We start from the raw sequence: 25,372 nt of genomic DNA, 5'->3' as shown, positions 1-25,372 counted from the left end.
GATCCGCGTCACGACGACGCGCATCGCGGTCCGCGCCGCGGCGATCGGAGTCGAAGCGGCCGTTCCCACCCCGGCGGTCGCGATCGAAGGAGCGCCCACCGCGGTCGGCGCCCTCCCCCCGACGCTCGTCGCCGAAGCCGCGTCCGCCGCGACGGTCATCGCCCTGACGGCGGTCACGGCTGTCTGCGCCGAAACGGCTGCCACGGCGCGCGTCACCGCCGCGACGATCTCCGTCGAAGGAACGCCCGCCGCGCTCGAACCTGTCGCCGCCGCGCTCGCCCCCGCGGAATCCGCGGTCATCGCGCTCGGTACCGCGTCCGCCGCGACGATCATCGCCGAAGCGGTCGTTGCCGCGGCCGCCGGAGTACCCGCCGCGACCGCGGTCGCCGCCGAACGAACGGTCGTCGCGCGACGGCCTGCCGGAATCGTCGCGGCCGCGCACGGGGCGGCCGGAGCCGCCGTTGTCGCGGGAGAATGCGCGGGCGTTGTCGCGACCTGCGCGGTCCTCGTCCGTCCAGCGCTGCTTGCGCGCGCCGGGGCGATCGGCCGACTGACCGCGATGCGAGGACTTCTTCGCGTAGCGCGGATCGAAGTTCTTCGCGGGGCGTCCGCCTGCGGGCTTCTTGTTCTTAGGCATGCTGAATCAGCACCTTCCAGGTGTTCTGCGGCCTCATGAGGACCACAACCACACCCGTGCACCGTGCACGGCATCCCAAAGCCGACCCTTCAGGCTACCGCCCCGCCCTGAGAAACGTCTCTGCCCCATCCGGGCCTGCGCTTCAGGGGCAGTGCCGGACGATGAGGTTATCGAGACGCTGCGCGACCCCGAGCTCGCGTGATGCCCCTTCGCGCCCGACGGTTCAGGTCGTAACCTGTGGGCATGCGACGGGATCGGCTCTCCAGGAAGTATCCACTGTCGGGTGTCGGCGGAGCCTTCGATGCCGTGTGGGCACCGTCCGCACATCTGGCCGATCAGGCCCGCGACGCTGAGAAGCTCACAATCGTGCCCGCCCCGACGCCGGACGGTGGCAACGGCGTGATCGACTTCGCCGACGGAGCTGTCACGATCGAAGTCTGAGCGGCGACTCTGATGCGCCAAGATGGAGGCACCACCGCTGTCGAAGGAGGACGTCATGTCGTCGCATTCCCCAGTCGATCCCACCGGTCAGCAGGTCATGCTCTCTTCGGGCGCCGTCACGGCCAGGATCGCGCAGGTCGGCGCGGCGCTGCGCGGGCTCGCCGTCGACGGAACCGATCTCGTCGCCGGCTACCCCGACGGCGTCAAGGCGCCAGGGGCATCCGGGATCGTGCTCGTGCCGTGGCCGAATCGCGTGCGCGACGGACGATGGAGCCACAACGGCGGGGAGCAGCAGCTGCCGATCAGCGAGCCGAAGTTCCGCAACGCCAGCCACGGGCTGCTGCGCTTCACGCCCTACGACATCGAGCAGACCGACGCCGCGGCGACCCTGCGCGCCAAGATCTTCCCGCAGAACGGATACCCGTTCGCCCTCGACACAGCCGTCACCTACGCGCTGACGGATGACGGCATCAGGGTGACCCATTCCATCCGGAACGTCGGCGCCGATCCGGCCCCGGTCGCCGTAGGCACGCACCCGTACCTCGCAGTCGGCGACGCCGATCCGGCGGAGATCACCGTGGCCGGCACCGGAACGACGTGGATCGAGACCGACGAGCGCATGCTTCCGATCGCCGAGCACCCCGTGGGCGAGGCGACCGACCTCCGCGCGGGGCGTGCGCTCGGTGCGGGGTTCATGGACCGCTGCTACGCGAACCTGACCCGCGATGCCGACGGGCTCGCGCGCACGACGCTGACGGCTCCGGATGGTCGGGCCACCACACTCTGGCAGGGCGAGGGGCTCGACTACACCCACATCTTCATCACGGACGGCTACCCCGGCCGCAGCCATGCGATCGCCATCGAGCCGATGAGCGCCCCTGCCGATGCGTTCAACTCGGGCCGCGGCCTGCGCACCATCGCCGCGGGCGATGAGCTGACGTTCGAGTGGGGCGTGGTGCGCGCCGCCTGACACCCGGCCGTCGAGGCCCGCTCGGCTCGCTCGGCTCGCTGCCGAGATGCGCACCTTTTGTCCAGAAGGGCGTCAGAACCGGCGCATTTCGACGGGAAGTGCGCATCTCGGCAGCGGGGTGCGGGCGGGTCAGTCGGGGCGCAGGACTTCGCGCAGCTCGGCGCGGCGTGTGACGCCGAGCTTGCGGTAGATGGCGGCCAGCTGATTGTTCACGGTGTGGGGCGATACGCCGTGCCGCTCGGCGATCTCCTTCGTCGTGAGACGCTCCGCGGCCAGTCGCGCGACCTTGTGCTCCCGCTCGGTCAGCTGCGCCGACCGGTCGGGCCGCCCCGCCCACAGCGGCACCCCTGGTGCGTCGGTCAGCAGCTCCGCCGCGCGCACCGAGCACCTCCTCGCCCGCAGCTCCGCCGTCGCGTCCAGCGCCGGTCGGATGGACAGACCCGTCCAGATATCGACGGCCGTTGAGACGAGCCCGAGCTCGGCGGCCTGCTCGGCGAGCGCATCGAGCGCGTCCGCATCCCCTGCTATCGCTGCCTCCGCATGCTGGACGAACAGCTCGAGCATGCCGCCCCCGGCGAGCGAGGCGGCACGCCGCAGCACGGCCGCGGCAGCGGGCACGTCGTGTCCGAGCCTCACGGCGCAGTGCGCCAGCATGCCGCCGAAGTACGTGTGCTGCGCGGCGAGCAGCCCTTCGGCGGTCGCCAGCAGCGTCTCTCCCGCCGCACCACGGCGGCCGTCGAGGTACGAACCGCGCGCACGGACCCAGCCGCTCAGCATCACCACCTTCGGATCGTCGGCTGCGGCATCCGGAATCTGTTCGAACGCCTGCGTCGACTGTGCGGTGCGGCCGGCGGCCAGGGCAGCAGCCCCGGTGAGCGCGTATGCGGCGGGGAGGAGCCCTGCCGTATCGCGCCAATCGAGATGAACGGTCGCGGACTGCGCCGCCTGATGCGCGACGTCCGCATCGGCGGAGAACAACTCGAGCACGCCGAGGGCATACTCCCAGGCGCCGAGACTCTCCGGTTTCTGCGAGCCGGCCGAGGCGATCGCCTCCTGGATGCTGCGGCGCGTCGCGAGCACGTCGCCGCTGTACGACAGCGCCATGACCTCAGCGAGGTCGATCAGCGAGGCGCCACCCGGAACCAGGGCGAGCACCTCATCCGGGATGCGCCGCAGGTCGGGCAGCAGCCGCTCCGCGTCGTCGAGCGGCCCGGAGATGAGACCGCCCATCGCCGTCGTGATCAGGCCCAGCGCGGCATCTGCACCCACGGCACCGACTTCTGCCACAGGTCTCGATTCGACGCGCTCGCTCTGCCGCCCTGCCACGGAAGCCCATCGCATCCTGGCACGTACCAGGTGCGCGGCCGCGATGTCGTCATCGACGACGGCCGCCGCGTCGGCGAGCACCGCGAGCGCCGCAGCTGCGTCGTGCCGTCGGACCCCGAGATGCTGCGCCATGGCGAGCGCGACCGACACCCGCTCGACATCGGTGCGAACGTGCAGCTGCGCGGCGCGGAACGACGCATCCGCTTCGGTCGTCTCGCCGAGAGCAGAGGCCGCCGACCCCACCACACGGTGGGCCGCCGGATTCGACGGATCACCGGCGAGCGCCGCCTTCGCGGCCAGAAGCGCCAGCGGCTCGTCGAACGCTCCCAACGCGTGCTCGGCGAGCCCGACCGCCGCATCAGGGTCGATGTCGTATCCGTGCCGGACGGCGAGCGCGTCGGCACGGCGCGCAGCGCCGGGGTCGCCGCTCGCGGACGCCTCGCGAAGCGCCCTGATCGACTCTCCGACCAGTTCCCGCCGCAGTGCCGACGACCCGCGAGTTCGGAGGTGCTCGGCGTCGAGCGGGTGGATCAGCCGAATCCATCCGGATGCCGTCGTTTCGATGAGGCCGGCATGCGCGAGCGCGCGACGGTCGGCGGGGGCGATGGCAGCCGATGGATACTCGCCTGCGAGCGCCGCGCACGTGACGGCGTCGACGGCCGACGGGTCCAGAGCGGCGAGCTTCGCCTCCGCCCGCTCGGCCAGGCGCGGTGTCGGCATCGGGGCGTCGCGCAGCTCCCATCCGTGCTCGGATTCGACGAGTCGGTCGGAGTCGCGCGATCCGGCGATGAGCTCGACCAGCTGCAGCGGGCTGCCCCCGCTGGCGAGCGCGAGCTTCGATACCGCCGCGGGCGTCGCCTGGCCGCCGAGTTCGCGTTCGATGATCTCGGCGGCCTCTGCCCTCGTCAGCGGAAGCACGCTGACCGGGGCCAGGTCGCCGCTGTCGCAGAGCGCGCGCACGCCGTCTGGCACAGCCGCGATGTCCGTCGCGGTCAGGATCGCCGGGAGCCGAGTGGTCTGCAGGAGCTTGAGGATCACGAACAGGGAGGCAGGATCAACGTGTTCGACGCCGTCGACCAGCAGCGCACTGGTGGAGCGCCGACGGGCGAACGCATCGATGATCCCGGCTGGACTGCTCGGCATGGTGACGGCGAGGTCGGCGACGCCGAGGAACAGCCCCAGCGGCACGTCGCCGCCGACGCTGTGAGCTGCGAGCACCGGGGCCGTCGAGCCGCGCTGCTGCAGCGTTGCGCTGGCGGCGCGCAGCATCCGAGTCTTCCCCGCACCGTGCGCGCCCGTGACCAGAAGCCCGCGTCCGGCCGCAGTGTGCTGCTCCTCCAACAGGTCGAGCAGCTGCTCACTCCCCATCGGTCCGACAGTGCGACCCATGACCGTTCCTCCCTGCGCCCTCGCAACGATCGGCCGCGCCCGGCGAGGGCCACGTAGTGCATTTCTCACTATGGAGCCGAGTGATCGGCTCAGCCTAGCGTGATACCGGGCTTCCGCCCTCGGGTTCGTCAGCGTTCGGCGCTCTGCCGCCGCCGCCTCACCGAACGCGGTGGACAGCATCGCACAGTGTACGAAGGAGAGAACAATGACCGACTACGCGTCACCACAGCAGGAAGGGTCCGTCCCGCAATCGGCGGGCATCGATCCCAAGATCGGCGGCCTGCTCGCGTACTTCACCTGGATCGGTGGGCTCATCATGCTGCTCACCCAGAAGCACTCAGAGGTCCGGTTCCACGGGGCGCAGTCGATTCTGTTCAACATCGCCCTGTTCGCGATCTACCTGGTGATCGGAATCCTTCAGTTCATCGCCGGACTGATCTTCTGGGCACTGGGCCTGGCCGTCGGAGTCCTCTATGCGCTTGCCGCCGTCGGCGGTCTGGTGCTCTGGATCGTGCTGGCCATCAAGGGCTACAAGCTCCTCCACTACCGGCTGCCGGTGATCGGCAAGATCGCCGAGAAGTGGGCTGCCTCGTGAGACGTCGGCGTCTCCCTCTGCCGACGACGTTCCGCACGTGAAGAAGGAGTAGGACATGCGCCGCACACCCGTGTTCGCACGAATCACAGGAATCGCACTCGGAGCCGCAGCCGTCTGCGCGCTCACCGCGTGCTTCAGCAACCCGCTCGAGGACATGTCGGAGGACCTCGCCCAGGGCGGCGCGGAGAAGATCATCGAAGAGGCCACGGGCGGAGAGACCGACATCGAGTTCGGCGACATCCCCGACGACTTCCCCGATGAGATCACGCTCGTCTCGGACAACGTCGTGCAGGGTATGTCGATCAATTCAGACGATGGCAAGGGCACCATGGTGACGGTGTCCGACCCCCGCAGCGTCGACGAGCTCGCGCAGCAGGTCAAGGCCGACTTCTCGGGCTGGGAGGAGACGGTGTGGAGTGACATGGGCGAGATGGTGACGGGGATCTACACGCTCGATGAGACGCTGTCAGTCACGGTCGGCGTCATCGAAGGCTCCGGCGACGAAGACACGATGGTCTCCTACACCGCCATCACCACCGCGCCCTGACCATCCGGAAGCCCGCCCGCACGGAGAGCACCGTCAGGGGCTGCCGAGATGCGCACTTTTCGCCCGAAAGGGCGACAGAACCGGCGCATCTCGGCGAAAAGTGCGCATCTCGCGAGCGGGCGCGGGGCGGCGCCCCGCACCCTGCGTCAGTGCTGGTTGCGGGATCTGCGGGTCTGGACGGGTGAGGCGGCGGGAAGGGCGTGCGCCGACTCCTGATCATCCGGATGCTGCACGGTGACGGTGACGATCGGGGTCTCGCCAGGCACGGCGCCGGGGCGGTGCACGTCGACGACCGTCTGACCGTGCTGCTGCGCACGGGTCATCGGCTCCGTCGGGGTCACGACCGTGCCGGTCACCGTGCGTTCGATATCCGTGCCAGGACGGCTCGCATGCGCCTCTCCCCCTGCGGCATCGCTCTCCGCCGCCGAATCGCTGCCGGCGAGCACCGGGATCTGGGCGTCCGCGGGCTCTGCTGGCTCCGCGCGACCGTCGGCCTGGGCGATGCCGTGCCCGCCGGGGCCGCCGCTCGGGGCATCCGGATCCTGGCCCGCTCCGCCGTCCGGTCCGTCGCCGCGACGGGCACGGCGGCGCTCGCGCGCGCCCTCGACGAGGTTGTACAGCGTGGGCAGCACGATCAGCGTCAGGAACGTCGACGAGACGAGCCCGCCGATCACCACGATCGCGAGGGGCTGCGAGATGAACCCGCCGTGGCCCGTGATGCCCAGCGCCATCGGCGTGAGGGCGAAGATCGTCGCCAGCGCCGTCATCAGGATGGGGCGCAGACGCATCGAGGACCCGGCGAGCGTGGCGTCATGAGCGCTCAGCCCGTGCCTGTCGCGGTACTGGTTGACGAGGTCGACGAGCACGATCGCATTCGTGACCACGATGCCGATCAGCATCAGCACGCCGATGAGCGAGGCGACACCGAGCGGCACACCCGTCACCACCTGCAGGATGATGGCGCCCGTCGCCGCGAACGGCACGGAAACCAGCAGCAGCAGCGGCTGGCGCAGCGACTTGAAGGTCGCCACCATCACGACGTAGATGATCAGAATCGCCGCGAGCATGGCGATGCCGAGCTGCGTGAACGAGTCCTGCTGCTCGGTGGCGACACCGCCGATGTCGGCGCTGGCGCCCTCCGGCAGCTCAGCTGCGTCGATCGCCTGCTGCACCGACGCCGTCGCAACGGTGAGGTCGTCACTGGACGGCGGCACCGTGATCGTCGCGGTCAGCCTGCCCTCGACGGTCGTGATCGACGCAGGCGAGGAGCTCTCGGTCACCTCAGCGATCTCGTCCAGCGCGATGACGCCCGACGCCGTCGGCACATCGAGATCCTGCAGTTCGGAGATCGTCATGGGCGGTTCGTCGCTGGCGAGGTAGATCGTCACTGACCGGTCGTCGAGCTCGATCGTGCCTGCCTGCTGGGGCTGCATCGCCTGGTCGACCAGGTTGCCGACGCCCGCCTCGCTCAGCCCGCGCTCGGCTGCCGCTTCGCGGTCGACCTGCACCTGGATGAAGGGCAGCGCCGCCTGAAGGTTGTGCGTGACCTCGCCGATGCCGTCCTTCCCGTCGATCTCTGCGACGAGGGTCTCGGTCGCCTGGCGCACCTCGTCCGAGGTGCCGGCGGAGACCTCGACGGTGATGTCGGACGATCCCATGCCTGCTGAGGCCGCCACGGTGAGCTCTCCCGCGTCGTCTCCGAGCTCGTCTAGCGCGGTCTGCACGTCGTCGCGCAGCTGCTCCTGGTCGGCATCCGGATCGGTCATCACCGAGAACGTGATGCCGCCGCCTCCCATCAGGGGCGAGCCGCCAGAACCGATCGACACCTGCACGTCGTCGACGCCGTCGACCGTCTGCAGCTTCTCCTCGACCTGCTGCGCCGCGGCGTCCTGTTCGTCGAGGCTGGCGGCATCGCCGACCTCCTGCGACACCGTCAGCGTGTTCTGGCCGGAGTCGCCGAGGAAGGAGATCTTCATCATCGGAGCGAGCGCCACTGTGCCGATCATCACGAGAGCGGCGAGCCCGAGCGTCGACCACGAGTGCCGCAGCGTCCACCGCAGGATCGGCGCGTACGCCTTCTGCAGCCGTGACAGCGGCGCGTTCGGATGCTCCGGATCGATCGCGCGGCCGTACTCGTCGAGAAGCGGCTTGCCCGGCTTCATGAACCAGTACGCGAGCACCGGCACGATCGTGAGCGCGACCAGCAGCGAGGCGAGCATCGCGATCGTCACCGTCATCGCGAACGGCCGGAACAGCTCGCCCACCATGTCGCCGACGAAGGCGATCGGCAGGAAGACGGCCACGGTGGTGATCGTCGATGCCGTGATCGCGCCGGCCACCTCCTTGACCGCGAGGCGGATCGCCGCCCCCTTGTCCGCACCCTGGACGTAGTGGCGCTTGATGTTCTCGATCACCACGATCGAGTCGTCGACGACGCGGCCGATCGAGATGGTGAGCGCGCCGAGCGTCAGCATGTTCAGCGAGTACCCGAAGGCCTGCATGCTCGCGAACGAGATCAGAACACTCGTCGGGATCGAGATCGCCGTGACGAGGGTCGATCGGATCGAGAGCAGGAACACCAGGATGACCAGCACGGCGAATACGAGGCCGAGCAGGCCCTCCACGGCGAGGGTGTCGATCGAGTCGGTGATGAACGGGGCCTGGTCGAAGACGACGGTATATTCCGCTCCGGGAATCTGACTGATCACGTCGTCGAGAGCCGCTGTCACGCCGTCGGACACGTCGACGGTGTTGCCGTCGGGGAGCTTCGTGATCGAGATCGAGATCGCGTCTTCGCCGTTGACGCGCGAGATCGATGAGACGGGATCGTTCTCGAGCGCCACGTCGGCGACCTCGCCGATCGTCCTGGCATCCGGAGCCGTCTGCTCACCGGTGAGCGGATCGGTCTGCGGCTGGCCGACCAGCGGCAGCGCCCTGATCGCGTCGACCGACGTGAGCCGGTCGCCGGTCTGCACTGTCAGCGTCTCGCCGTCCTGCGTGATCTCCCCACCGGGGAACAGCGATCCGTTCTGCTGCAGTGCGTCGGTGATGGCCTGCTGGCTGTATCCGCTGGACGCGAGTTCGTCGGCATCCGGTGTGATCGTGATCCGCTCACCCGTCGCACCGACGAGCGAGGCCGATGCGACGCCGTCGACGTCCTCGATCTCGGGGATCACGATGGTGTCGAGGCGGTCCTGGATCGTGCCGCCGTCGTCGTAGCCGCTGATGGCGACCTGCACGACGGGCAGGTCGTCGATCGAGATCGCCAGCACGCGTGGGTCGACGTCTTCCGGCAGTGTGTCTGCGATGCCGTTGATCGCCCGCTGCACGTCCTGCTCGGCTGTGGCCATGTTGGTGCCGTAGTCGAACATCGCCTGCACCATCGACGCGTTCGTCGAACTGGTGGCGCTGCTCGAGTCGATCCCGTCGACGGCCTGGAGCGCCTCCTCGATCGGCGTCGAGATGTCCTCCTCGACCACGTCGGGCGAGGCCCCGGGGTAGGTCGTGGTGACCATCAGAGCGGGCAGCTCGATCGACGGGATCAGTTCCTGCTTGAGGTTGGTGAGGCTCAAGCCGCCGAAGATCGCGGCACAGATGGTGATCAGCGCAATCAGGGCGCGGTTCTTCAGGCTGAGTACGGCAAGATTCGACACAGAAAGAGCTCTCGGTCGGGGTGCGAAGACGCCGGCACGAACCAATACAGTCGTGTATCCAGCGCCTTCAGTCTGGCATACCGGGACACATGCCACCCTGTGGCTTTCCCCCGGATCGCGGCCGCCGCGGTTCGCACGCACGATGGTCGCGTCACGGCGCGGGCGGCCCTCCCGCCACGAGGTACCCGAGCGTTGCAGCGGCGATGCACGCCGCAAGCGTGCCGACGGTGTTCCCGATGGCGCTGCCGCGTCGGCCGGCCGACCACAGCCGCACCGTGTCGGCGTTCACCGTGCTGAACGTCGTATACCCGCCGAGGAATCCGGCGGCAGCGACAGCCGCGAACGGAGCGACGGGTTCGACCAGCGCGTGCACCAGCGCCATCGCGAAGCATCCGGTGACGTTGACGAGCATGATCGCCCACGGGAACCCCCGCGGGGTCCACAGCGACTGATCGATGCTCCAGCGCACGCCGGCGCCGATTCCTCCGCCGACGGCGACGGCGACGATCGCCCATACGGTCATGCCTGGCCTCCCCGTTCGCGGGAGATCCGGCGGCCGAGCAGCAGACCGGCGAGCGCTGCGGCGACCGGCAGTGCGATCAGCACGATCAACCCGATCAGTCCGGCGAATGCCGCCCCGGACGGATCACTGGCAGCACCCAGCGGCCAGGCGCCGAGCAGCGGCGTCAGCGCGCTGTACGAGGTGAAGCCGCCGAGCATGCCCGTGCCGAGGAACGCACGAAGACGCGCGCGGTCGCCGATGGCGCCGTTGACGACGCCGAGCAGCGCACTGCCGAGCGTGTTGACCGACAGCAGCATGACCAGCCCTGACACGGAGGCGTCGGGCGGGTCGAACGGCAGCGTCAGCAGTCCGCGCACGAGAGCCCCGATCGCGCCGCCGAACACGACGAGCGGCAGCAGCCCCCACCGGATCGGGGCTCGCTCGAATCGCACGGTCACGACGGCAACGCTACCGCGCAGCGCAGACGTCGCCGCCGCTGCTCTCCGGCCGCCCGCGGCACAGCATCGGATCCTGCACCCATCAGCGCCAGAACAGGGCGACGGCGACGTTGGCCATGGCCACGATGCCGGTGATGAGCAGAATCGGCCTGAGCGACGCGTCGTCGCGGCTCTTCCGCCTGAACGAGCGTGAGCGGCCCCAGCCCACGGCGGCGAGCGCGAGCACGATGACCGCTATCGAGAGCTTGACGGTGATCTTCCACCGGTCGACATGGAGGTCGCCGACCTCGTGCACGGCGACGAGCGCGCACCCGCTCACGAGCGAGACGATCGAGCCGATCAGAAGCGGGCGGAAGTCGAACCCGCGCCGCCACGGCATCTGCAGGATGTAGGAGCCGATGATCGCCGCCAGGCCGATGATGTGGACGAAGATCAGGGAGTAGCGCAGGAACTCGATGGGTGACACGGTCGACCTTTCGGGGTGAGTGAGCGTTTACTTACCCCTAGACTGGGGCCTGAGGGTTGTGGTGTCAACAGGAGGTGCGCGTGAGTGCGAGGGAACGGATCCTGGATGCGGCTGCCGTGCTGATGCGCACGAGCGGCCTGGCCGAGACGACGACGCGCGCGATCGCTCGGGAGGCCGGCTGCTCCGAGGCGCTGCTCTATAAGAACTTCAGCGACAAACAGCACATCTTCACCGCTGTGCTGAAGGAGCGGATGCCGCGCCTGAGCACACCGGATGCCCTCATCGGCGAGGCGACGGTCGCCGCGAACCTCACGTCGATGGTCGCCGAGCTCGTCGCGTTCTACCGGGAGAGCTTCCCGATCGCCGCATCGATGCTCGGCAGCGCCTCCCTGCGCGCGGCGCACCGGGAGAGCGTCGGGCGACTCGGCAGCGGTCCGGATGTGCCGGCTCAGATCGTGCAGCGGTACATCGACGGAGAGCTCGCAGCCGGTCGCATCCGGGAGGACGTGGACTCCGTCACCACCGCTCGCCTGCTCACGGGCGCGGCGCTGTTCGAAGCGCTGCAGGCCGCCTACGGCGATGACCCGCTCGACGATCCGCACGACCTCGCGCGCTCGATCGTCACCGCCGCATTCCGCGGACTGCAGTAGCCGGTTCGGACCTTCGCCGCCTCGTGGGTGGGCAGCGTTCCCGCTTCACCGCCGGTGCCCCGCACGAGCAGCGAAGTGCGGGGCGGGACCGACACATCCGGCCCCGCCCCGCTGCGCCTCACAGGTTCGCCTCCGCGTAGATGCGCAGGGCGTCGCGCACGAACGTCGCGCCGGCCGTGCCGCCGTAGTTCGCGGCGAAGCGATCGTCGGCGACGTACATGTCGCCGAGGCCGATCACGTAGCCCTTCACGTCTCCGCCGTGCACGGCGGGCGTTCCGGGAATCCCGGTCAGCCACTCGACGTGGCGCCTTGCGAGCGCCTGCGCCTCCGCAGCACTCGGGTCGATGCCCGCCTCCGCGGCGGACGTCCAGTCGCGGCCGAGCCGCGCGGTGCGCTCCTGCCATGCCGCTTTGTCGTCGGCCGACATCCCGCACCACCAGCGGTCACCGGCGGCGTACGCGTCGGCCCCCCAGCGCGACTCGACCTCGTCGCGATACTGCGTGTGGTCGAAGCCGTCGAACATGTCGTCTGCCATCAGTTCCTCTCCTTTCTCGCGCGCTCGGATGGTCGTCTCCACGGCGGCGATCTGCCGCCCGATCCGGTCGCGCTCCTGTTCCAGCCACCCGAGGTGCGCCTTCAGCGCCCGCTTCTCGTCCGCCTCGTTCTCGAGAACGTCGCGGATGCGCGGAAGCGACAGCCCGAGCTCGCGCAGCAGCAGAATGCGCTGCAGGGTCACGAGCGCCGACTCGTCGTAGTACCGATAGCCGTTGCTTCCGATGCGGGTGGCGGGAAGCAGTCCCTCGTTGCCGTAGTGGCGAAGCGCGCGGCTCGTCGTGCCCGCCGCTCTCGCGATCTGCTGGATCGACCACTCCATGACTGCTCCTCTCCTCTTCCCCTCAGGTGAAGACAACGCTAAATGTTGACGTTGCGTCAAGGTCAACCCCGCAGCCGGGATTCCTTCCTGCGAGCCGTCTGAGCACTGTTGCGTCTCGAGCTATATCGTGTTTCACTCATTCATATCGAGATACATCTCGATTTGCACGTCATCCGGTCGAACCGGATCGCGAAGACGATGGGAGAGAACATGGCAGTCGAGAAGTGGCTCATCCACCCCGGTGACACGAGGGTGATCGACGTCGAGGGCGTGCTCTCCCTCAAGGTCGGGCTCGTGGGCGGGCAGGTCGATCTGATCGCGCACGACGATCCGGAGACCAGAGTCGAGGTGCGCGGTGTGACCGTGAAGGACCTCCGGATCGAGATAGCAGGCGGCACGCTCGAGATCGACCACGCTCAGCTCGGCTGGGACAACTTCCTCGAGGTGTTCCGCAACTTCGGCTCCGGCGGACCGCGGGCCGAGGTCAGCATCGCCGCTCCCCGTGATGTCCTCGTCACGCTCGGGGTGGTCAGTGCGGGCGCACTGGTCGCCGGTTTCCACCGCGATGCGACCGTGAACACGGTATCCGGCGACCTGCTCGTCGACGGTCACGTCGGAGATCTGAAGGCGAACGCCGTCTCTGGCGACGTGCAGGTGCGCGGCCTCGCGGGCAGCCTCTCCGCCAACACCGTCTCCGGCGACCTGACGGTGGCGGGCGATCTGGTGCGCGCCGACGTCGACACGGTGTCGAGCACGACGTTCATCGACGCCTCGGGCCCCGTCGAATCCATCTCGCACAACGGCGTCTCCGGTGCTGCGACGTTCCGGCTCGACGACGGGTACCCGGCGAACTACGCGCTGCGTTCGGTGAGCGGGAACATGACCGTCGACGGAGTCTCGCGCGGCGGCCACGGGCCGTCGAGCTACGCCGGGTCGGCCGGAGCACTCTCCGGATCGTTCGTCGACGTGAAGGTGCGCACGGTGGCCGGCGACATCACCGTGCTGCGGCGCAGCGGTATCGCGCCCGAGCCGACCAGGAGTGCCGATGCGGGCGCATCGGACGGTGCCGCGACGGACGCAGATGCGGCGTCCGGCACCTCAGACGAGAAGGGTGCGCGCTGATGCCCCCCGTCTTCTCCCACGGCGACCTGCGGCTGTACCTGCTCCATCTGCTGGACGAGTCGCCGCGCCACGGCTACGACATCATGCAGGCTCTGTCCGAGCGCACGGGCGGCACGTACACGCCCAGCGCCGGAACGATCTACCCCCGTCTGGCGAAGCTCGCCGATGAGGGCCTCGTGACGAAGACGGCCGACGGCCGCAAGAGCGTCTACGCGATCACGGATGCCGGGCGCGCCGAGGTGCACGGCCGGGCCGACGACGTCGCAGCCATCGAACGGGGCCTGTCCGATTCCGTCCGACTGATCGCCGACGAGGTGCGCTCCAACGTGCAGGCCGCGATGAAGAGTCTGCGCGCCGACCTCGCCGCCGCTTCCGCCGAGGAGCGGAAGGTGCCGCGAACGCCCCGGGGCGAGGATCCGCGCGTGGCGGCGCGCGCTCAACTGCAGCGCGCCGAGGCCGCGATCACGGAGTTCCGCGGCCGGATGCGCGCGGAGCTGCGCACTCATGTCGCACGCGGAGGCGAACTGCCGCCCGCGGTGGTCGACGAGCTCGCCGCGACGCTCGACGCCGCAGCGACCTCGGCGACCGGGGCACTCGGCCCGGCGGAGAGGAGCTGAGGCTCAGTCGCCTGGGAACTCGTCGGAGTCGTCGAGCGGCTCGCCCTGCGGCACGACCAGCAGAGGCAGATTCTGTCGATGCGAGAGGCGCGCCGCCACCGAGCCGGTGAAGAACTCGCGGATCGACTCGCCGAAGCCGCGATTGCGCGTACCGACGACGATCAGCTTCGCGCCGACCTTCTCCGTGAAGTGCTTGAGCGCGAGCGCCGGATCGCCGACGAGCTGCCTGGCATCCCACACGACGCCGGAGCCGACGAGCAGCTCCGCCGCCTCGCGCTTGACGACGTCGAACTCCTCGGCGCCCGCGTCGACGTTGATGTCGATCGGCGCGGAATGCACGTATCCATCCGGGTCCTCGTACGTCACGAAACGCGTCACATCGACGTGCACGACGACGAGCGCGGCCCCGAGAAGGCTCGCATAGTGCGCCGCTTCCTTCACCACACGCGGGTTCTGCCCGGGTGTCGCGCCGACGACAACTGCTCCGGCAAGTGCCGCGTCTTCCGCGGAGTCCCGGGGCTGTTCGCCTCCATCTGCGAAGTTCTCCGACATCTGAATCGCCTCCTTCAGGCCGCCCGTCAGGCCGGTGCTTCCCGCCATCGTGGTATCCTTGAGCCTACTCTTTCCGGCGGTATCCGCTGGGTAACGTGAACGCATCGGGACAGTAACCCGTCAGCTTGATAGAGGGGGTCTCGCGCATGGGGCGTGGCCGTCAGAAGGCGAAGCACACAAAGATCGCCCGCGAACTCAAGTCGTACAGCCCTTCCGTGGACTACGACGCGCTCGAGCGTGAGCTCGCCAGCAAAAACGACGATGATCTGTACGTCGACCGCTGGGCAGATGAGTACGCGGACGAAGACGAAGACGAGGACTCCAAGGCCAACTACGCCTGAGGCTCCTCCTCGTGGCCGCGGGGTTCGCCCCGCGGCCGTTTCGCGTGCCCTGCGGCGTAGGGTGGCGACATGAGTACGGGAGCTGCGGCTCGCCGCGGACGCGGTCGGCCGCGTGCCGGTGAGCCTTCCGGTCGCGAACGCATCCTGGCCGCGGCCTCAGAAGAGTTCGCCGAGCAGGGCTACGACGGCGCGACCACCCGCGCGATCGCCGCACGAGCAGGTGTCGACGCCGCGGCGATCCATCACCACTTCGGCACGAAGTCCGACCTGTTCTCGGCGGTCATCGACATCCCGCTTCGTCCGGATCGTGCGCTGCCGGACATCCTGGACGGCCCGCTCGAGGAGATCGGCGAGCGAATCGTGCGCTACGTGCTGACAAGCCTCGAGAGCCCCGGAGCCCGACGCAGGGCGATCACGATGATGCGCACAGGTTTGGGCAACCGGACGATGACACCGCTGATGGCGAAGTTCTTCGAGCGGGAGGTGATCAGCAAGGTCGCGGCTCGCCTCAGCGGAGACGACGTCGAGTTGCGCGCCACACTTGTCGGGAGCCAGGTGGGCGGAATGCTGATGGTCCGCTACGTCCTGCGCGTGAAAGCCCTGGCGGACGCCCCGATCGACGACGTCGCCCGCCGCGTCGGCGCCGCCATCCAGACCTACCTCGTCGGCTGATCACGCACCCCCTTGACGAAACGCCCTCCGAGGCGCAATATTCATCATATGATGAATAAATCATTCGGGGCCGTCGAGGTGCGGGACCTGCGCGTGGTGCGCGGCCGCCGCGCGGTGTTCGACGGGCTCGACGTCGACGTGCCGCTCGGCCGGATCACCGGTCTGCTCGGGCCATCCGGTTGCGGCAAGTCGACACTGATGCGCGCCATCGTCGGCGTGCAGAGGACGCGCGGCGGGAGCGTCACGGTGCTGGGCGAGGCCGCCGGCTCTCGCTCGCTGTGCCAAAGGGTCTCGTACGCGACACAGTCGGCGGCGGTGTACGACGATCTCTCCGTGCGCGACAACGTGCGCTACTTCGCCCGCATCGCCGGCGTCCCGCGAGGCGAGATCGATCGGGTGCTCGACGTCGTCGGACTCTCGGCCCACCAGCGGCAGTTGGCGGCTGATCTCTCCGGTGGCCAGCGCAGTCGGGTATCGCTCGGCGTCGCATTGCTCGGCGACCCCGAGCTCATCGTGCTCGACGAGCCGACCGTCGGCCTCGACCCGCTGCTCCGCGACGAACTGTGGGCCACCTTCCGGAGCATCGCCGACGCGGGTGCCACGCTCATCATCTCGAGCCACGTCATGGACGAGGCCTCCCGCTGCGACCGGCTTCTGTTGCTGAGGGAAGGCAACCTGATCGCCGACACGACGCCGGCCGAGCTGCTCGATGAGACCGGTGCAGATGATCCGGATGAGGCATTTCTCACGCTCGTGCGCAGGGGCGAGCAGCCGCATACCCGCCGCGAGCGGAGGCAGGCTCCATGACCGCCGCGCGCACCCTCGCCTCCGCGGCACGCGTGCTGCGGCAGCTGCGCTCCGACCCGCGCTCGATTGTGCTGATGCTGGTCGCGCCGAGTCTGCTCGTCGGCCTGTTCGCGTGGATCTTCGTCGACGCGGAGGGCGTGTTCCAGCAGGTCGGCCCGGCGATCCTAGCGCTGTTCCCGTTCATCGTGATGTTCCTGATCACGTCGATCACGACCCTGCGAGAGCGCCGATCCGGAACCCTCGAACGGCTGATGACGACGCCGCTGGGCAAGGCCGATTTCGTGGTCGGCTATGCGATCGCCTTCGGTGCGGCCGCGATCGTGCAGGCGATCGTCACGGTCGCCTTCGCCGTGTGGGTGTGCGATCTCGAGGTCGACGGCCCGCTGTGGGAGCTCGGCCTCGTCGCCGTCGTCGATGCGCTGCTCGGCACCACGCTCGGTCTGCTCGCCAGCGCCTTCGCGCGCACCGAGTTCCAGGCGGTGCAGTTCATGCCGCTGCTGGTGTTCCCGCAGATCCTGCTGGGAGGTGTGATCATGCCGCGCGAGAACATGCCAGACGTGCTGGAGGCGATCTCGGACTGGCTGCCGCTGAGCTACGCGATCGACGCTGTGCAGGCCGTGACGACAGGCGCCGACGCCTGGGACGTCTACGGACCGCTGCTGATCATCCTCGCCTTCGCCACCGCGTTCATCCTGCTCGCCGCCCTCACCCTCCGTCGCCGCACGCCGTAGCCGGCCGTTCGCGGGTGACATCCGTCGGAATGCGGGGCGGATACCAGCAGGAATCACCGCAGACGACACCCGCCCGCGTGCCAGGATGGTGGCGTGAGCGAGTGGATTCCGACCAGCACCGGTTTCTGCATCTCATTCACGAGCATCCGGATGTCGATGGCACGGCTGACGCTGGGAATCATCGGGGTCATCCTGATCGCCGCGGCCGTGCCGACGGTGCTGCTGATCCTGCTCGATCTGGTCGACGTGCTCACGGCGCATCGTCGTCTGCTGGTGCTCGTGCTGTACGGCTGCGGCGTCGTCGCGGCGTTCGTGTTCATCCTGCTGTTCCGCCGCAGCGGGCGCGTGCGCCGCGTCAGCTTCTCGCAGTCGGGCATCGCGATCGACGACGACACCGATCGGCGCGAGCTCCCGTGGCACGAGGTGTCGCGCCTGATCATCCGAACCGACAGCGACTACGCCCGCATCGCCATCCGGTCGGCGCGCGGTCCGCTGACGCTGATGGCCGCTGTGCACACCATGTCGCTCAGCGCGGCGGGCGATCGGCCAGTGCTTCAGTCGGTTCCCGACGAGCTGCGCACGCTGATCCGCGACACGGGCTTCGCCGAGACTCCCCCGTCGATGCGCGCGCCTGGCTGCTGGCGCTACGACCGCTGACGGGCGGCCTTCGCGTCGCGCCTGCGCGCGCGGACCCTCTTCCACCACGCCCACGCTGTGGCGAGCTGACGCTTCAACCAGCGCGCGAGCCGCTTCGCCCACGCGAACTCCGTGGCGAGAATGGCGAGCCCGCCGAACACGATCAGCCACCCCGGCCCGGGAAGCGGCACGATGATCAGTCCGATCACGATGACGACGGTGCCGAGCAGCGCGATCAGCACGCGATAGGCGATCCGGATCGCCGGGTGCCGCCTGGCCAGCCACGACCGGAACCGATGCGTGCGGTGATGGGCCGCGCGCTCCAGCTCGTCGATCTCGGCGTCGGATACGCCGTCCGCGGTGGTGGTCACACTCCCATGACAGCACGCCGAGGCGATCCGCGCGCTGGGGATACCCCGCGAATTCGATGAACGCGGGTCCGCGGGTGCCGCGATGCCGGGGAGGCTGACTTCCCGCGCGAGGGGCACCGAATGTGCCCCGACTGACGACAACGCCGCCAGGTGCGCGCTCGGCGCTTCGCACCTCCGACGCTCAATCGCTCGTCACGAGAATGCGAGCATTCTCGTTCCTCGCTCAATCGCGGGCTCGGCGCCCGCGGGTTACGAGCACGTGCATGGCAAGGCGGAGGAGGGAGGGGCACCGAATGTGCCCCGACTGACGACAACGCCGCCAGGTGCGGGCTCGGCGCCCGCGGGTTACGACTCCTGGGAGGATTCGACCCAGTCGAGGTACTCCTGCGTCACCGTCTCGGTGACGTACTCGCCGTTGAAGCAGCTCAGATCCATGTCGTCGAAGCGGGCGCGCTCCTCGTCGGACTTGCACCCCTCGAGGATGGCGTCGCGGAGGTCCTCGACCTCCTGGTAGACCAGACGGTCGCAGCCGAGCTCCTCGGCGATCTCGGGGATCGTGCGGTCGTGCGCGATGAGCTCGTGGCGGGAGGGCATGTTGATCCCGTACACGTGCGGGTAGCGCACCGGAGGCGCCGCGGAGGCGAACGTCACGCTCTTGGCGCCGGCCGCGCGTGCCATCTCGATGATCTGACGGCTCGTCGTGCCGCGCACGATCGAGTCGTCGATCAGCAGCACGTTCTTGCCCTGGAACTCGCTCGACATCGCGTTGAGCTTCTGGCGCACGCTCTTCTTGCGCACGGCCTGGCCCGGCATGATGAACGTGCGGCCGATGTAGCGGTTCTTGTAGAAGCCCTCGCGATACTCGATGCCGAGCACCCGCGCGACCTCCATCGCCGAGGGCCGCGCCGAATCAGGGATCGGCATGACCACATCGATCGACCCCTCGCGCGTGTGCTTGGCGATCGTCTTGGCGAGCTTCTCGCCCATCCGGAGCCGCGACTCGTAGACGGAGATGCCGTTCATCACCGAGTCGGGGCGCGCGAGGTAGACGTACTCGAACGAGCACGGGCGCAGCCGTGGGTCTGCGGCGCACTGCCGCGCGTGCAGGGTGCCGTCGCCCGCGATGAACACGGCCTCACCCGGTTCGACGTCGCGCACGACGTCGTAGTCGGCGTTCTCGAGCACGAGCGATTCGCTTGCGACCACCCACTCGTCTGTACCGTCTCTGCTGGTCCGGTGGCCGAGGATCAGAGGGCGGACGCCGAACGGATCGCGGAAGGCGAGCAGGCCGTAGCCGGCGATCAGAGCGATCGCGGCGTACGCGCCCTCGACGCGCTCGTGCACGCGTGCGACGGCGTCGAAGACACGGTCCGGCTCGAGGTCGACACTCGAACGGGTCGACTGCAGCTCGTTGGCGAGCACGTTCACGAGCAGCTCGGTGTCGGACGACGAGTTCAGGTGGCGCCTGTCGCGCTTGGCCATGTCGCCGGTGAGCTCGCGCGTGTTGGTGAGGTTGCCGTTGTGGATCAGCGTGATCCCGTACGGGGCGTTCACGTAGAAGGGCTGGGCCTCTTCCTCGCTCGACGCGGTGCCCTTGGTCGCGTAGCGCACATGGCCGAGCCCGACGTTTCCGAGCAGCGAGCGCATATCGCGGGTGCGGAACGCCTCGCGCACCATGCCGCCCGCTTTGTGCATGTGCATGACGCCGCTCGGCTCCACCGTGGCGATGCCCGTCGCGTCCTGACCGCGATGCTGCAGAAGAAGGAGGGAGTCGTAGATTCCCTGGTTGACCGGACCGTTTCCGACCATTCCGACAATGCCGCACATGGGGTGGTTATTTCGCTCCGTCTCGATACGTGCCGATGAGGCGGACTGCGCCGCCGTCGACGCCCTTGGCGCCGGATTCGAAGTCTCCGGACGGGCGCGAGCCCGTGCCGACCGTTCCGACCTGCCAGGCCGGGATGCCGTCTTCCGCGAGCGTGGAGATCGCCTCGCTCGCAACATCCGGCGACACGACCGCGAGGAATCCGATGCCGAGATTCCAGGTGCCCTCGCTCGACTCCAGCGACGTTCCTGCGATGTCGTTCAGCACGCGGAACACCGGGGAAGGGCTCCACGTCGAGCGGTCGATCTCGCTCCAGCTGCCGACGGGGAGCACTCGGGCGAGGTTCGCCGCGATGCCGCCGCCGGTGACGTGGCTGAGCGAGTGCACGCCGCCGGGGAGCTTCTCGATCAGACGCAGCAGCGGCGAGGTGTACAGACGAGTGGGCTCGAGCAGGGCCTCACCCCAGGTGGCGCCGAGATCCTCGGAGCGATCGCCGTAGCCGAGGCCGGCCACGGAGAGGATGTGCCGCACGAGCGAGTAGCCGTTGGAGTGCAGTCCGGATGAGCCCAGCGCCAGCACGACGTCGCCGTCGCGCACCAGTTCGGCGCCGAGGACGCCGTCGGCCTCGACGACTCCGGTTGCGGCCCCTGCGACGTCGTAGTCGTCGACGCCCAGCAGGCCGGGGTGCTCTGCGGTCTCACCGCCGACGAGCGCGGTGCCCGTCGCCGAGCATGCGTCGGCGACGCCGCGCACGATGTCGGCGATGCGGTTCGGGACGACCTTGCCGCAGGCGATGTAGTCGGTCATGAAGAGCGGCTTCGCGCCCACCACGGCGATGTCGTCGACGACCATGCCGACCAGATCCTGGCCGATCGTGTCGTGCTTGTCGATCGCCTGCGCGATGGCGACCTTGGTGCCGACGCCGTCCGTGCTGGTCGCCAGCAGCGGACGCCGGTAGCTCAGCAGGAAGCTCGCGTCGAACAGGCCGGCGAAACCGCCGACTCCGCCCATGACCTCTGGTCCGTGGGTCGCCTTCACCGACGACTTCATCAGCTCGACCGCGAGGTCCCCCGCCGCGGTGTCGACACCGGCCGCCGAGTACGTCGAATTATTGGCGCTGGTGCGCTGGCTGGTGGGCTCGGGTTCCACCTGAACAGCTTACGTCACCACCACCGCAGCGCCGCACCACAGGAAAGCCGTCCGCACGAAGTGCTCACACCGGATGCCGCGCCCCGACGCACGCATAGAGTGGAGGCATGCACACGGCAGGCTCCTGGCGGGTCAACGAGGGGACGGACTCCGCCGTGCTCGCCGCCCTCTATCTGCGTTCTGCTCTGGGCATCCGGATTCCGGCCGAGCTGCCGCCGCTGCGTGAGACGCCGACGTCGATGGAACCCGCCGGCGAGGAGCTCGAAGCGCAGTGGCACCAGTTCTGGCAGATGACGGTGGAGCCGGAGGCTCATCCCGCCGACGTGCCGCTCGACCTCGTCGACGGTTTCGGCACGCTGATCGCACTGCCCCGCACGGCGGAGGTGCTGCGCCGCGCTGCGGCACCGCTGGCCGCGGACGTGCTCGCGTTCGTCGAGCGCACGCAGCAGCGGCTGGAAGCGGCGGATCAGACGACCGACCTCACCTGGACCAATGCGGTGCAGGCCGAGGAGCAGCGCAGGGGCCGTGCGGCGAGCCCGTTCCGGCTGCGGGTGCAGATCCTCCCGTTCGCCCAGCGGGGCGCGTGGTGGATCGGCCAGCTCACCATCGCCGTCTCTGACGGGCTGCGAGGAGACGTCGTCGCATTCGGCAGCACCATCCGGCCCATCGTCGCCGACGTGTTCTGAGGGCGCGGTCGCGCTCCGGTCGGCGGCGCGAGGAGGCAGCCATGACGGGACAGGCCGGCGTCGCTCGCGGGACGGGCCTGTCATCCGGAGTTCAGTCCTCCGGGTCCTCCGTCAGCTCGTGCACGGCGCGGACCTGCTGAGTTCTGCGGCCGACCGTACGGTCGAGGATGAGCGCGACGAGCATGCCGATGGCGATGCCGGCCGGCACGCACCAGAGCAGCACGAATCCGAACACCTGACCGGTCGAGTACTCCACCTCGGTGTAGCGACTGGGATCATCCGTACCGTTGAAGACCGTCGTGAGGACGAGCGCTGCGACGATGCCCACCATCGCCCCGAGCACGGCGAAGACGCCGTACTTGGGCGCCCGCCGCGTGCGGACGACGGACTCGTCAGAACGCGATTCGGGCGTGGGGGAATCCATATCTCCATTGAAACACCGTGCAGCTGTGAGATCGACGACCGGAGGCTGCGTCCGTTACGGGCGAAGGGGGATGAGGGGGGATATGTCCGCCCTGGTGCCCGAGACGCTGACGGCGCCGGATGCGACGGCCTCGTCCCAGCCGAGTGCACCCGTGGCGAGGGCGACCCAGGTCTCTGCATCGGTCTCGATGACGTTGGGCGGGGTGCCCCTGGTGTGCTGCGGGCCCTGCACCACCTGCACGGCGCCGAACGGCGGCACCCTCACCTCGACGCTCTTTCCCGGCGCGCGCTCCTCGAGCAGCTGCAGCAGATAGCGCACCGCCGTCGCAGTCTCCGCTCTGCCGGCGCTGCCGCTGCGCACGGCATCAACACCCGCGCGCCCCTCCCCCATCTGGATCTTCCGCACCATGCTCCTCATTCTCCGCGCCCCGCTGCCGAGATGCGTCCTTCTCGCCGAGATGCGCCGCTTCTGACGCCCGAATGTCGAAAACGTGCGCATCTCGCGAGCCGGGCAGCCGACGTGCGGGGCCTGCGTCAGCGCGGGGACAGCCGCGGCAGGTCGAATGCCTCGACGCGCGGGGGCTCGGCGGCGTAGCGCTCGACCTCGACGCGCGCGGTCTGCGCTGTGGGGCCCTGCGCGAGCTTCGATGTGCCGCGATCGGCGGTGAGCACGTTCGGGTTGCCGTGCCGCTCGAGCCCGGACTCTCCGTCGAGATCGAGCCACGCGCCGGTCGGCAGCGCGACGACGCCTGGCATCACGTCGGCGGTGATCACGACGCCCGCCAGGCAGGCGCCGCGGTCGTTGAACAGCCGGATGACCTCGCCGTCAGCGATGCCGCGCGCGGCAGCGTCATCCGGATTCATGCGGCACGCCTCGCGCCCCGCGACCTTTGCGGCACGACTGAGGGCACCGACGTCCATCTGGGAGTGCAGCCGCGTGGTGGGCTGGTGTGAGATCAGGCGCAGCGGATAGGCGGCACCGGCGACATCTTCGTGCTTGTCGAACCAGGCCGGATGCCCGAGGCAGTCGTCGTAGCCGAACGAGTCGATGGTCTCGGAGAAGATCTCGATCTTCCCGCTCGGCGTGGGCACCGGCACCCCGTCGATGAGTTCGCGCATGCGGCTGTGCGGCGCGCGGGCGGGAACCCGGGCGTACCCCTGTTCCCAGAACGCGTCGAAGTCGGGCAGTTCGATGCCGTGGCCGGCGGCGTCCGCGCGCGACTTCTCGTACACGCTGCGCAGCGTCGCCCCCTCGTCGAACGCGTCAGCGCACCCGAGCCTCGTGGCGATCCGGTGCAGGATCTCGCGGTCGTCGAGCGCCTCGCCGACCGGGTCGATGGCGCGCTTCATCGCGAGGATCCAGGTGTCGTTCGACTTCGCGCCGATGTCGTCGCGCTCGAGCGAGGTCGTCGCGGGAAGCACGATGTCCGCGCGCTTCGCCGTCGATGTCCACCACGGCTCCTGCACGATCACGGTGTCGGGCCGCTGCCATGCGGCCTGCATGCGCATCAGATCCTGGTGGTGGTGGAAGGGGTTGCCTCCCGCCCAGTAGATGAGCCGGATGTCCGGATACGTGCGGCGCTCGCCGTTGAAGTCGTACTCGGCGCCGGGGCTCTCCAGCGCGTCGACGATGCGGGCGACCGGGATCTCCGTCCCGGCAAGCGGGTTGCGCAGCTTCGGAGCCTGCGGCACAGCGAAGGGCTGGCGCGTCGAGCCGACACCGTCCTCGGATCCGAATCCGATGCCGAAGCCCTCGCCTGGGCGCCCGATGCCTCCGAGCATCGCGGCCAGTACGACCGTCAGCCAGTGCGGCTGCTCGCCGTGCTCAGCGCGCTGCAGCGACCATGTCGCCGTGATGAGCGTGCGCGTTCCGGCGAGGTCGCGTGCAAGGGTCCGGATGTCGTCGGCCGGCACGCCCGTGATCGCGCTCGCCCAGTCGGCGGTCTTCTCTGTCCCGTCGGTCTCGCCGCGCAGATAGGCGGCGAACCGGTCGAAGCCGACGGTGTGCGCGTCGAGGAAGGCGAGGTCGGTGCGCCCCTCCTCGAGCAGTGTGTGCGCGAGGCCGATGAGGAGAGCGGTATCGGTTCCCGGCCGGATCGGCAGCCATTCGACCGCGTCGCCGCCGGGGGACTCGCCCCTGATCGGGTTGACGCTGATCGCGCGCACGCCGGAGCGGAGCACCTTCTCGAAGCCGGGAACGCCGCGGTGGGCGCCCATGCCGCCCGACTCGACCTTCATGCTGCGTGCCGGCACGCCGCCGAGCATCAGCCAGGTCTCGGTGTTCTCGGCGATCTCGTCCCAGGTGTGCGAATCGGCGACGTTGGCGTCGTAGCCGATCACTCGCGGCAGGATGACGCTCGAGGCGCCGTGGCTGTAGGTGCCAGTCGATCCCGTGTACCCGCCGCTGGCGGCGAGCAGTCGCTTCAGCTGGCTCTGCGCGTGGTGGAAGCGCCCGGCGCTCGACCAGCCGTAGCTGCCGCCGTACACCGACGCCGGGCCGTGCTCGTCGTGCACGCGGGTGATCTCGCGGGCGACGAGGTCGATCGCGGTGTCCCAGTCGACTTCGACGAACTCGTCGTCGCCGCGCGGGGCCTCGTCGCGGGAACGACCCTCGAGCCAGCCGCGCCGAACCGCCGGCCGCAGCACACGGTTGTCCGCGTGCACGGCGCCCGGCATGTTCTCCAGCAGGTCGGCCGGGCGCCCGTCCGCTTCGAAGGGCACGGCCTCGACGAACCTGCCGTCGTCCACGCGCGCACGGAACGCGCCCCAGTGCGAGCTGTGGATCACGCCGATGTCTGCCATGGCTCGATTTTCGCACGGTCGACATCCGGCCGTCCCTGACACGACGCCGTCGAGATGAGGACCGCCCCGCGGAATCCCGCCGGTGCACGAGATCGCCGCCTCCGGATCTCGTGCGCTGCGTTCCGGAGTG

At 69.2% G+C, this 25,372-nt stretch carries 26 protein-coding genes and 1 pseudogene; 13 read left to right on the top strand and 14 right to left on the bottom strand.

Annotation, left to right across the window (positions count from 1 at the left end):
- Positions 1-637: pseudogene (locus tag CIK77_RS12495) on the bottom strand (hypothetical protein); the annotation flags it as partial.
- Positions 638-880: 243 nt separating this feature from the next.
- Here CIK77_RS12495 and CIK77_RS12490 point away from each other — a divergent pair.
- Positions 881-1,078, top strand: a complete 198-nt coding sequence (locus tag CIK77_RS12490) for a hypothetical protein (RefSeq protein WP_140403493.1) — start codon at positions 881-883, stop codon at positions 1,076-1,078.
- Positions 1,079-1,133: 55 nt separating this feature from the next.
- Positions 1,134-2,048, top strand: coding sequence for an aldose 1-epimerase family protein (locus CIK77_RS12485; RefSeq protein ID WP_087054268.1), 915 nt, complete (start codon positions 1,134-1,136; stop codon positions 2,046-2,048).
- Positions 2,049-2,177: 129 nt separating this feature from the next.
- Here CIK77_RS12485 and CIK77_RS12480 read toward each other — a convergent pair whose 3' ends face one another.
- The gene (locus CIK77_RS12480; RefSeq protein ID WP_170934060.1) at positions 2,178-4,763 is read right to left on the bottom strand and encodes a helix-turn-helix transcriptional regulator; all 2,586 of its coding nucleotides are present in this window, start codon (positions 4,761-4,763) and stop codon (positions 2,178-2,180) included.
- A 205-nt stretch (positions 4,764-4,968) separates the two neighbouring features.
- Between CIK77_RS12480 and CIK77_RS12475 the strand changes: the two genes are divergently transcribed.
- Both CIK77_RS12475 and CIK77_RS12470 read left to right on the top strand, forming a co-directional pair.
- Entirely contained in the window at positions 4,969-5,358 is a 390-nt protein-coding gene (locus CIK77_RS12475; RefSeq protein ID WP_087054132.1) for a DUF4870 domain-containing protein, read from the top strand.
- 55 nt (positions 5,359-5,413) lie between these two features.
- Positions 5,414-5,905, top strand: a complete 492-nt coding sequence (locus tag CIK77_RS12470; RefSeq protein WP_087054131.1) for a hypothetical protein — start codon at positions 5,414-5,416, stop codon at positions 5,903-5,905.
- Between the two features lie 146 nt (positions 5,906-6,051).
- Here CIK77_RS12470 and CIK77_RS12465 read toward each other — a convergent pair whose 3' ends face one another.
- From CIK77_RS12465 to CIK77_RS12450, 4 genes are all read right to left on the bottom strand, one after another.
- Positions 6,052-9,558, bottom strand: coding sequence for an efflux RND transporter permease subunit (locus CIK77_RS12465; protein ID WP_087054130.1), 3,507 nt, complete (start codon positions 9,556-9,558; stop codon positions 6,052-6,054).
- A 151-nt stretch (positions 9,559-9,709) separates the two neighbouring features.
- A complete protein-coding gene (locus tag CIK77_RS12460; RefSeq protein WP_087054129.1) occupies positions 9,710-10,081 on the bottom strand; it encodes a fluoride efflux transporter FluC in 372 nt (123 codons plus the stop codon).
- Positions 10,078-10,518 (bottom strand): FluC/FEX family fluoride channel, encoded by a 441-nt coding sequence (locus tag CIK77_RS12455; RefSeq protein WP_249268489.1) that lies wholly within the window; start codon positions 10,516-10,518, stop codon positions 10,078-10,080. Before CIK77_RS12455 ends, CIK77_RS12460 begins: the two co-directional genes overlap by 4 nt.
- Before the next feature lie 82 nt (positions 10,519-10,600).
- Entirely contained in the window at positions 10,601-10,984 is a 384-nt protein-coding gene (locus CIK77_RS12450) for a hypothetical protein (RefSeq protein WP_087054128.1), read from the bottom strand.
- Between the two features lie 80 nt (positions 10,985-11,064).
- On the opposite strand from CIK77_RS12450, the gene CIK77_RS12445 reads away from it, so the two are divergent.
- The gene (locus tag CIK77_RS12445; RefSeq protein ID WP_087054127.1) at positions 11,065-11,634 is read left to right on the top strand and encodes a TetR/AcrR family transcriptional regulator; all 570 of its coding nucleotides are present in this window, start codon (positions 11,065-11,067) and stop codon (positions 11,632-11,634) included.
- Positions 11,635-11,752: 118 nt separating this feature from the next.
- On the opposite strand, the gene CIK77_RS12440 is transcribed toward CIK77_RS12445, so the two are convergent.
- Positions 11,753-12,508 carry a MerR family transcriptional regulator gene (locus CIK77_RS12440; RefSeq protein WP_087054126.1) on the bottom strand — a complete coding sequence of 252 codons (756 nt, stop codon included), beginning with the start codon at positions 12,506-12,508 and terminating at the stop codon, positions 11,753-11,755.
- 210 nt (positions 12,509-12,718) lie between these two features.
- Between CIK77_RS12440 and CIK77_RS12435 the strand changes: the two genes are divergently transcribed.
- On the top strand, positions 12,719-13,630 hold the full coding sequence (locus CIK77_RS12435) for a DUF4097 family beta strand repeat-containing protein (protein WP_087054266.1): 912 nt from the start codon (positions 12,719-12,721) through the stop codon (positions 13,628-13,630).
- Complete coding sequence (locus CIK77_RS12430; RefSeq protein WP_087054125.1) at positions 13,630-14,247, top strand: PadR family transcriptional regulator; 618 nt, start codon at positions 13,630-13,632, stop codon at positions 14,245-14,247. The genes CIK77_RS12435 and CIK77_RS12430 overlap by 1 nt, the downstream gene beginning before the upstream one ends.
- 3 nt (positions 14,248-14,250) lie before the next feature.
- On the opposite strand, the gene CIK77_RS12425 is transcribed toward CIK77_RS12430, so the two are convergent.
- Positions 14,251-14,799: a universal stress protein gene (locus CIK77_RS12425; protein ID WP_087054265.1), complete on the bottom strand. Its 549-nt coding sequence runs from the start codon at positions 14,797-14,799 to the stop codon at positions 14,251-14,253.
- Positions 14,800-14,945: 146 nt separating this feature from the next.
- Between CIK77_RS12425 and CIK77_RS12420 the strand changes: the two genes are divergently transcribed.
- The 5 genes from CIK77_RS12420 (at position 14,946) to CIK77_RS12400 (ending at position 18,007) form a co-directional block, all read left to right on the top strand.
- Positions 14,946-15,140: a DUF3073 domain-containing protein gene (locus CIK77_RS12420; RefSeq protein ID WP_087054124.1), complete on the top strand. Its 195-nt coding sequence runs from the start codon at positions 14,946-14,948 to the stop codon at positions 15,138-15,140.
- Between the two features lie 69 nt (positions 15,141-15,209).
- Complete coding sequence (locus tag CIK77_RS12415; RefSeq protein ID WP_087054123.1) at positions 15,210-15,812, top strand: TetR/AcrR family transcriptional regulator; 603 nt, start codon at positions 15,210-15,212, stop codon at positions 15,810-15,812.
- Positions 15,813-15,860: 48 nt separating this feature from the next.
- Positions 15,861-16,619, top strand: a complete 759-nt coding sequence (locus CIK77_RS12410) for an ABC transporter ATP-binding protein (protein ID WP_087054122.1) — start codon at positions 15,861-15,863, stop codon at positions 16,617-16,619.
- Complete coding sequence (locus tag CIK77_RS12405) at positions 16,616-17,350, top strand: ABC transporter permease (RefSeq protein ID WP_087054121.1); 735 nt, start codon at positions 16,616-16,618, stop codon at positions 17,348-17,350. Before CIK77_RS12410 ends, CIK77_RS12405 begins: the two co-directional genes overlap by 4 nt.
- A 93-nt stretch (positions 17,351-17,443) precedes the next feature.
- A complete protein-coding gene (locus CIK77_RS12400; RefSeq protein ID WP_087054120.1) occupies positions 17,444-18,007 on the top strand; it encodes a hypothetical protein in 564 nt (187 codons plus the stop codon).
- Here CIK77_RS12400 and CIK77_RS12395 read toward each other — a convergent pair.
- The 3 genes from CIK77_RS12395 to purM all read right to left on the bottom strand — a co-directional run bounded on the left by CIK77_RS12395 (position 17,995) and on the right by purM (position 21,331).
- Entirely contained in the window at positions 17,995-18,357 is a 363-nt protein-coding gene (locus CIK77_RS12395) for a TIGR02611 family protein (RefSeq protein ID WP_170934059.1), read from the bottom strand. The two genes, CIK77_RS12400 and CIK77_RS12395, sit on opposite strands and share 13 nt — an antisense overlap.
- A gap of 345 nt (positions 18,358-18,702) precedes the next feature.
- Complete coding sequence (gene purF / locus CIK77_RS12390) at positions 18,703-20,184, bottom strand: amidophosphoribosyltransferase (RefSeq protein ID WP_087054118.1); 1,482 nt, start codon at positions 20,182-20,184, stop codon at positions 18,703-18,705.
- A gap of 7 nt (positions 20,185-20,191) precedes the next feature.
- Entirely contained in the window at positions 20,192-21,331 is a 1,140-nt protein-coding gene (gene purM / locus CIK77_RS12385; RefSeq protein ID WP_087054117.1) for a phosphoribosylformylglycinamidine cyclo-ligase, read from the bottom strand.
- A gap of 107 nt (positions 21,332-21,438) precedes the next feature.
- On the opposite strand from purM, the gene CIK77_RS12380 reads away from it, so the two are divergent.
- Positions 21,439-22,017 carry a hypothetical protein gene (locus CIK77_RS12380; RefSeq protein ID WP_087054116.1) on the top strand — a complete coding sequence of 193 codons (579 nt, stop codon included), beginning with the start codon at positions 21,439-21,441 and terminating at the stop codon, positions 22,015-22,017.
- Positions 22,018-22,108: 91 nt separating this feature from the next.
- On the opposite strand, the gene CIK77_RS12375 is transcribed toward CIK77_RS12380, so the two are convergent.
- From CIK77_RS12375 to CIK77_RS12365, 3 genes are all read right to left on the bottom strand, one after another.
- The gene (locus CIK77_RS12375; RefSeq protein ID WP_087054115.1) at positions 22,109-22,441 is read right to left on the bottom strand and encodes a hypothetical protein; all 333 of its coding nucleotides are present in this window, start codon (positions 22,439-22,441) and stop codon (positions 22,109-22,111) included.
- A 54-nt stretch (positions 22,442-22,495) separates the two neighbouring features.
- Positions 22,496-22,849 carry a sterol carrier family protein gene (locus tag CIK77_RS12370; RefSeq protein ID WP_114347263.1) on the bottom strand — a complete coding sequence of 118 codons (354 nt, stop codon included), beginning with the start codon at positions 22,847-22,849 and terminating at the stop codon, positions 22,496-22,498.
- A gap of 125 nt (positions 22,850-22,974) precedes the next feature.
- Positions 22,975-25,242, bottom strand: coding sequence for a molybdopterin-dependent oxidoreductase (locus CIK77_RS12365; protein ID WP_087054114.1), 2,268 nt, complete (start codon positions 25,240-25,242; stop codon positions 22,975-22,977).
- Positions 25,243-25,372: the final 130 nt, after the last annotated feature.

It is taken from the genome of Microbacterium sp. JB110 (genome assembly GCF_003335195.1).
In the GTDB taxonomy this organism is placed as follows: domain Bacteria; phylum Actinomycetota; class Actinomycetes; order Actinomycetales; family Microbacteriaceae; genus Microbacterium.
Note: the sequence above shows the minus strand (reverse complement) of the source record. Positions and strands in the feature narration are given on the sequence as shown.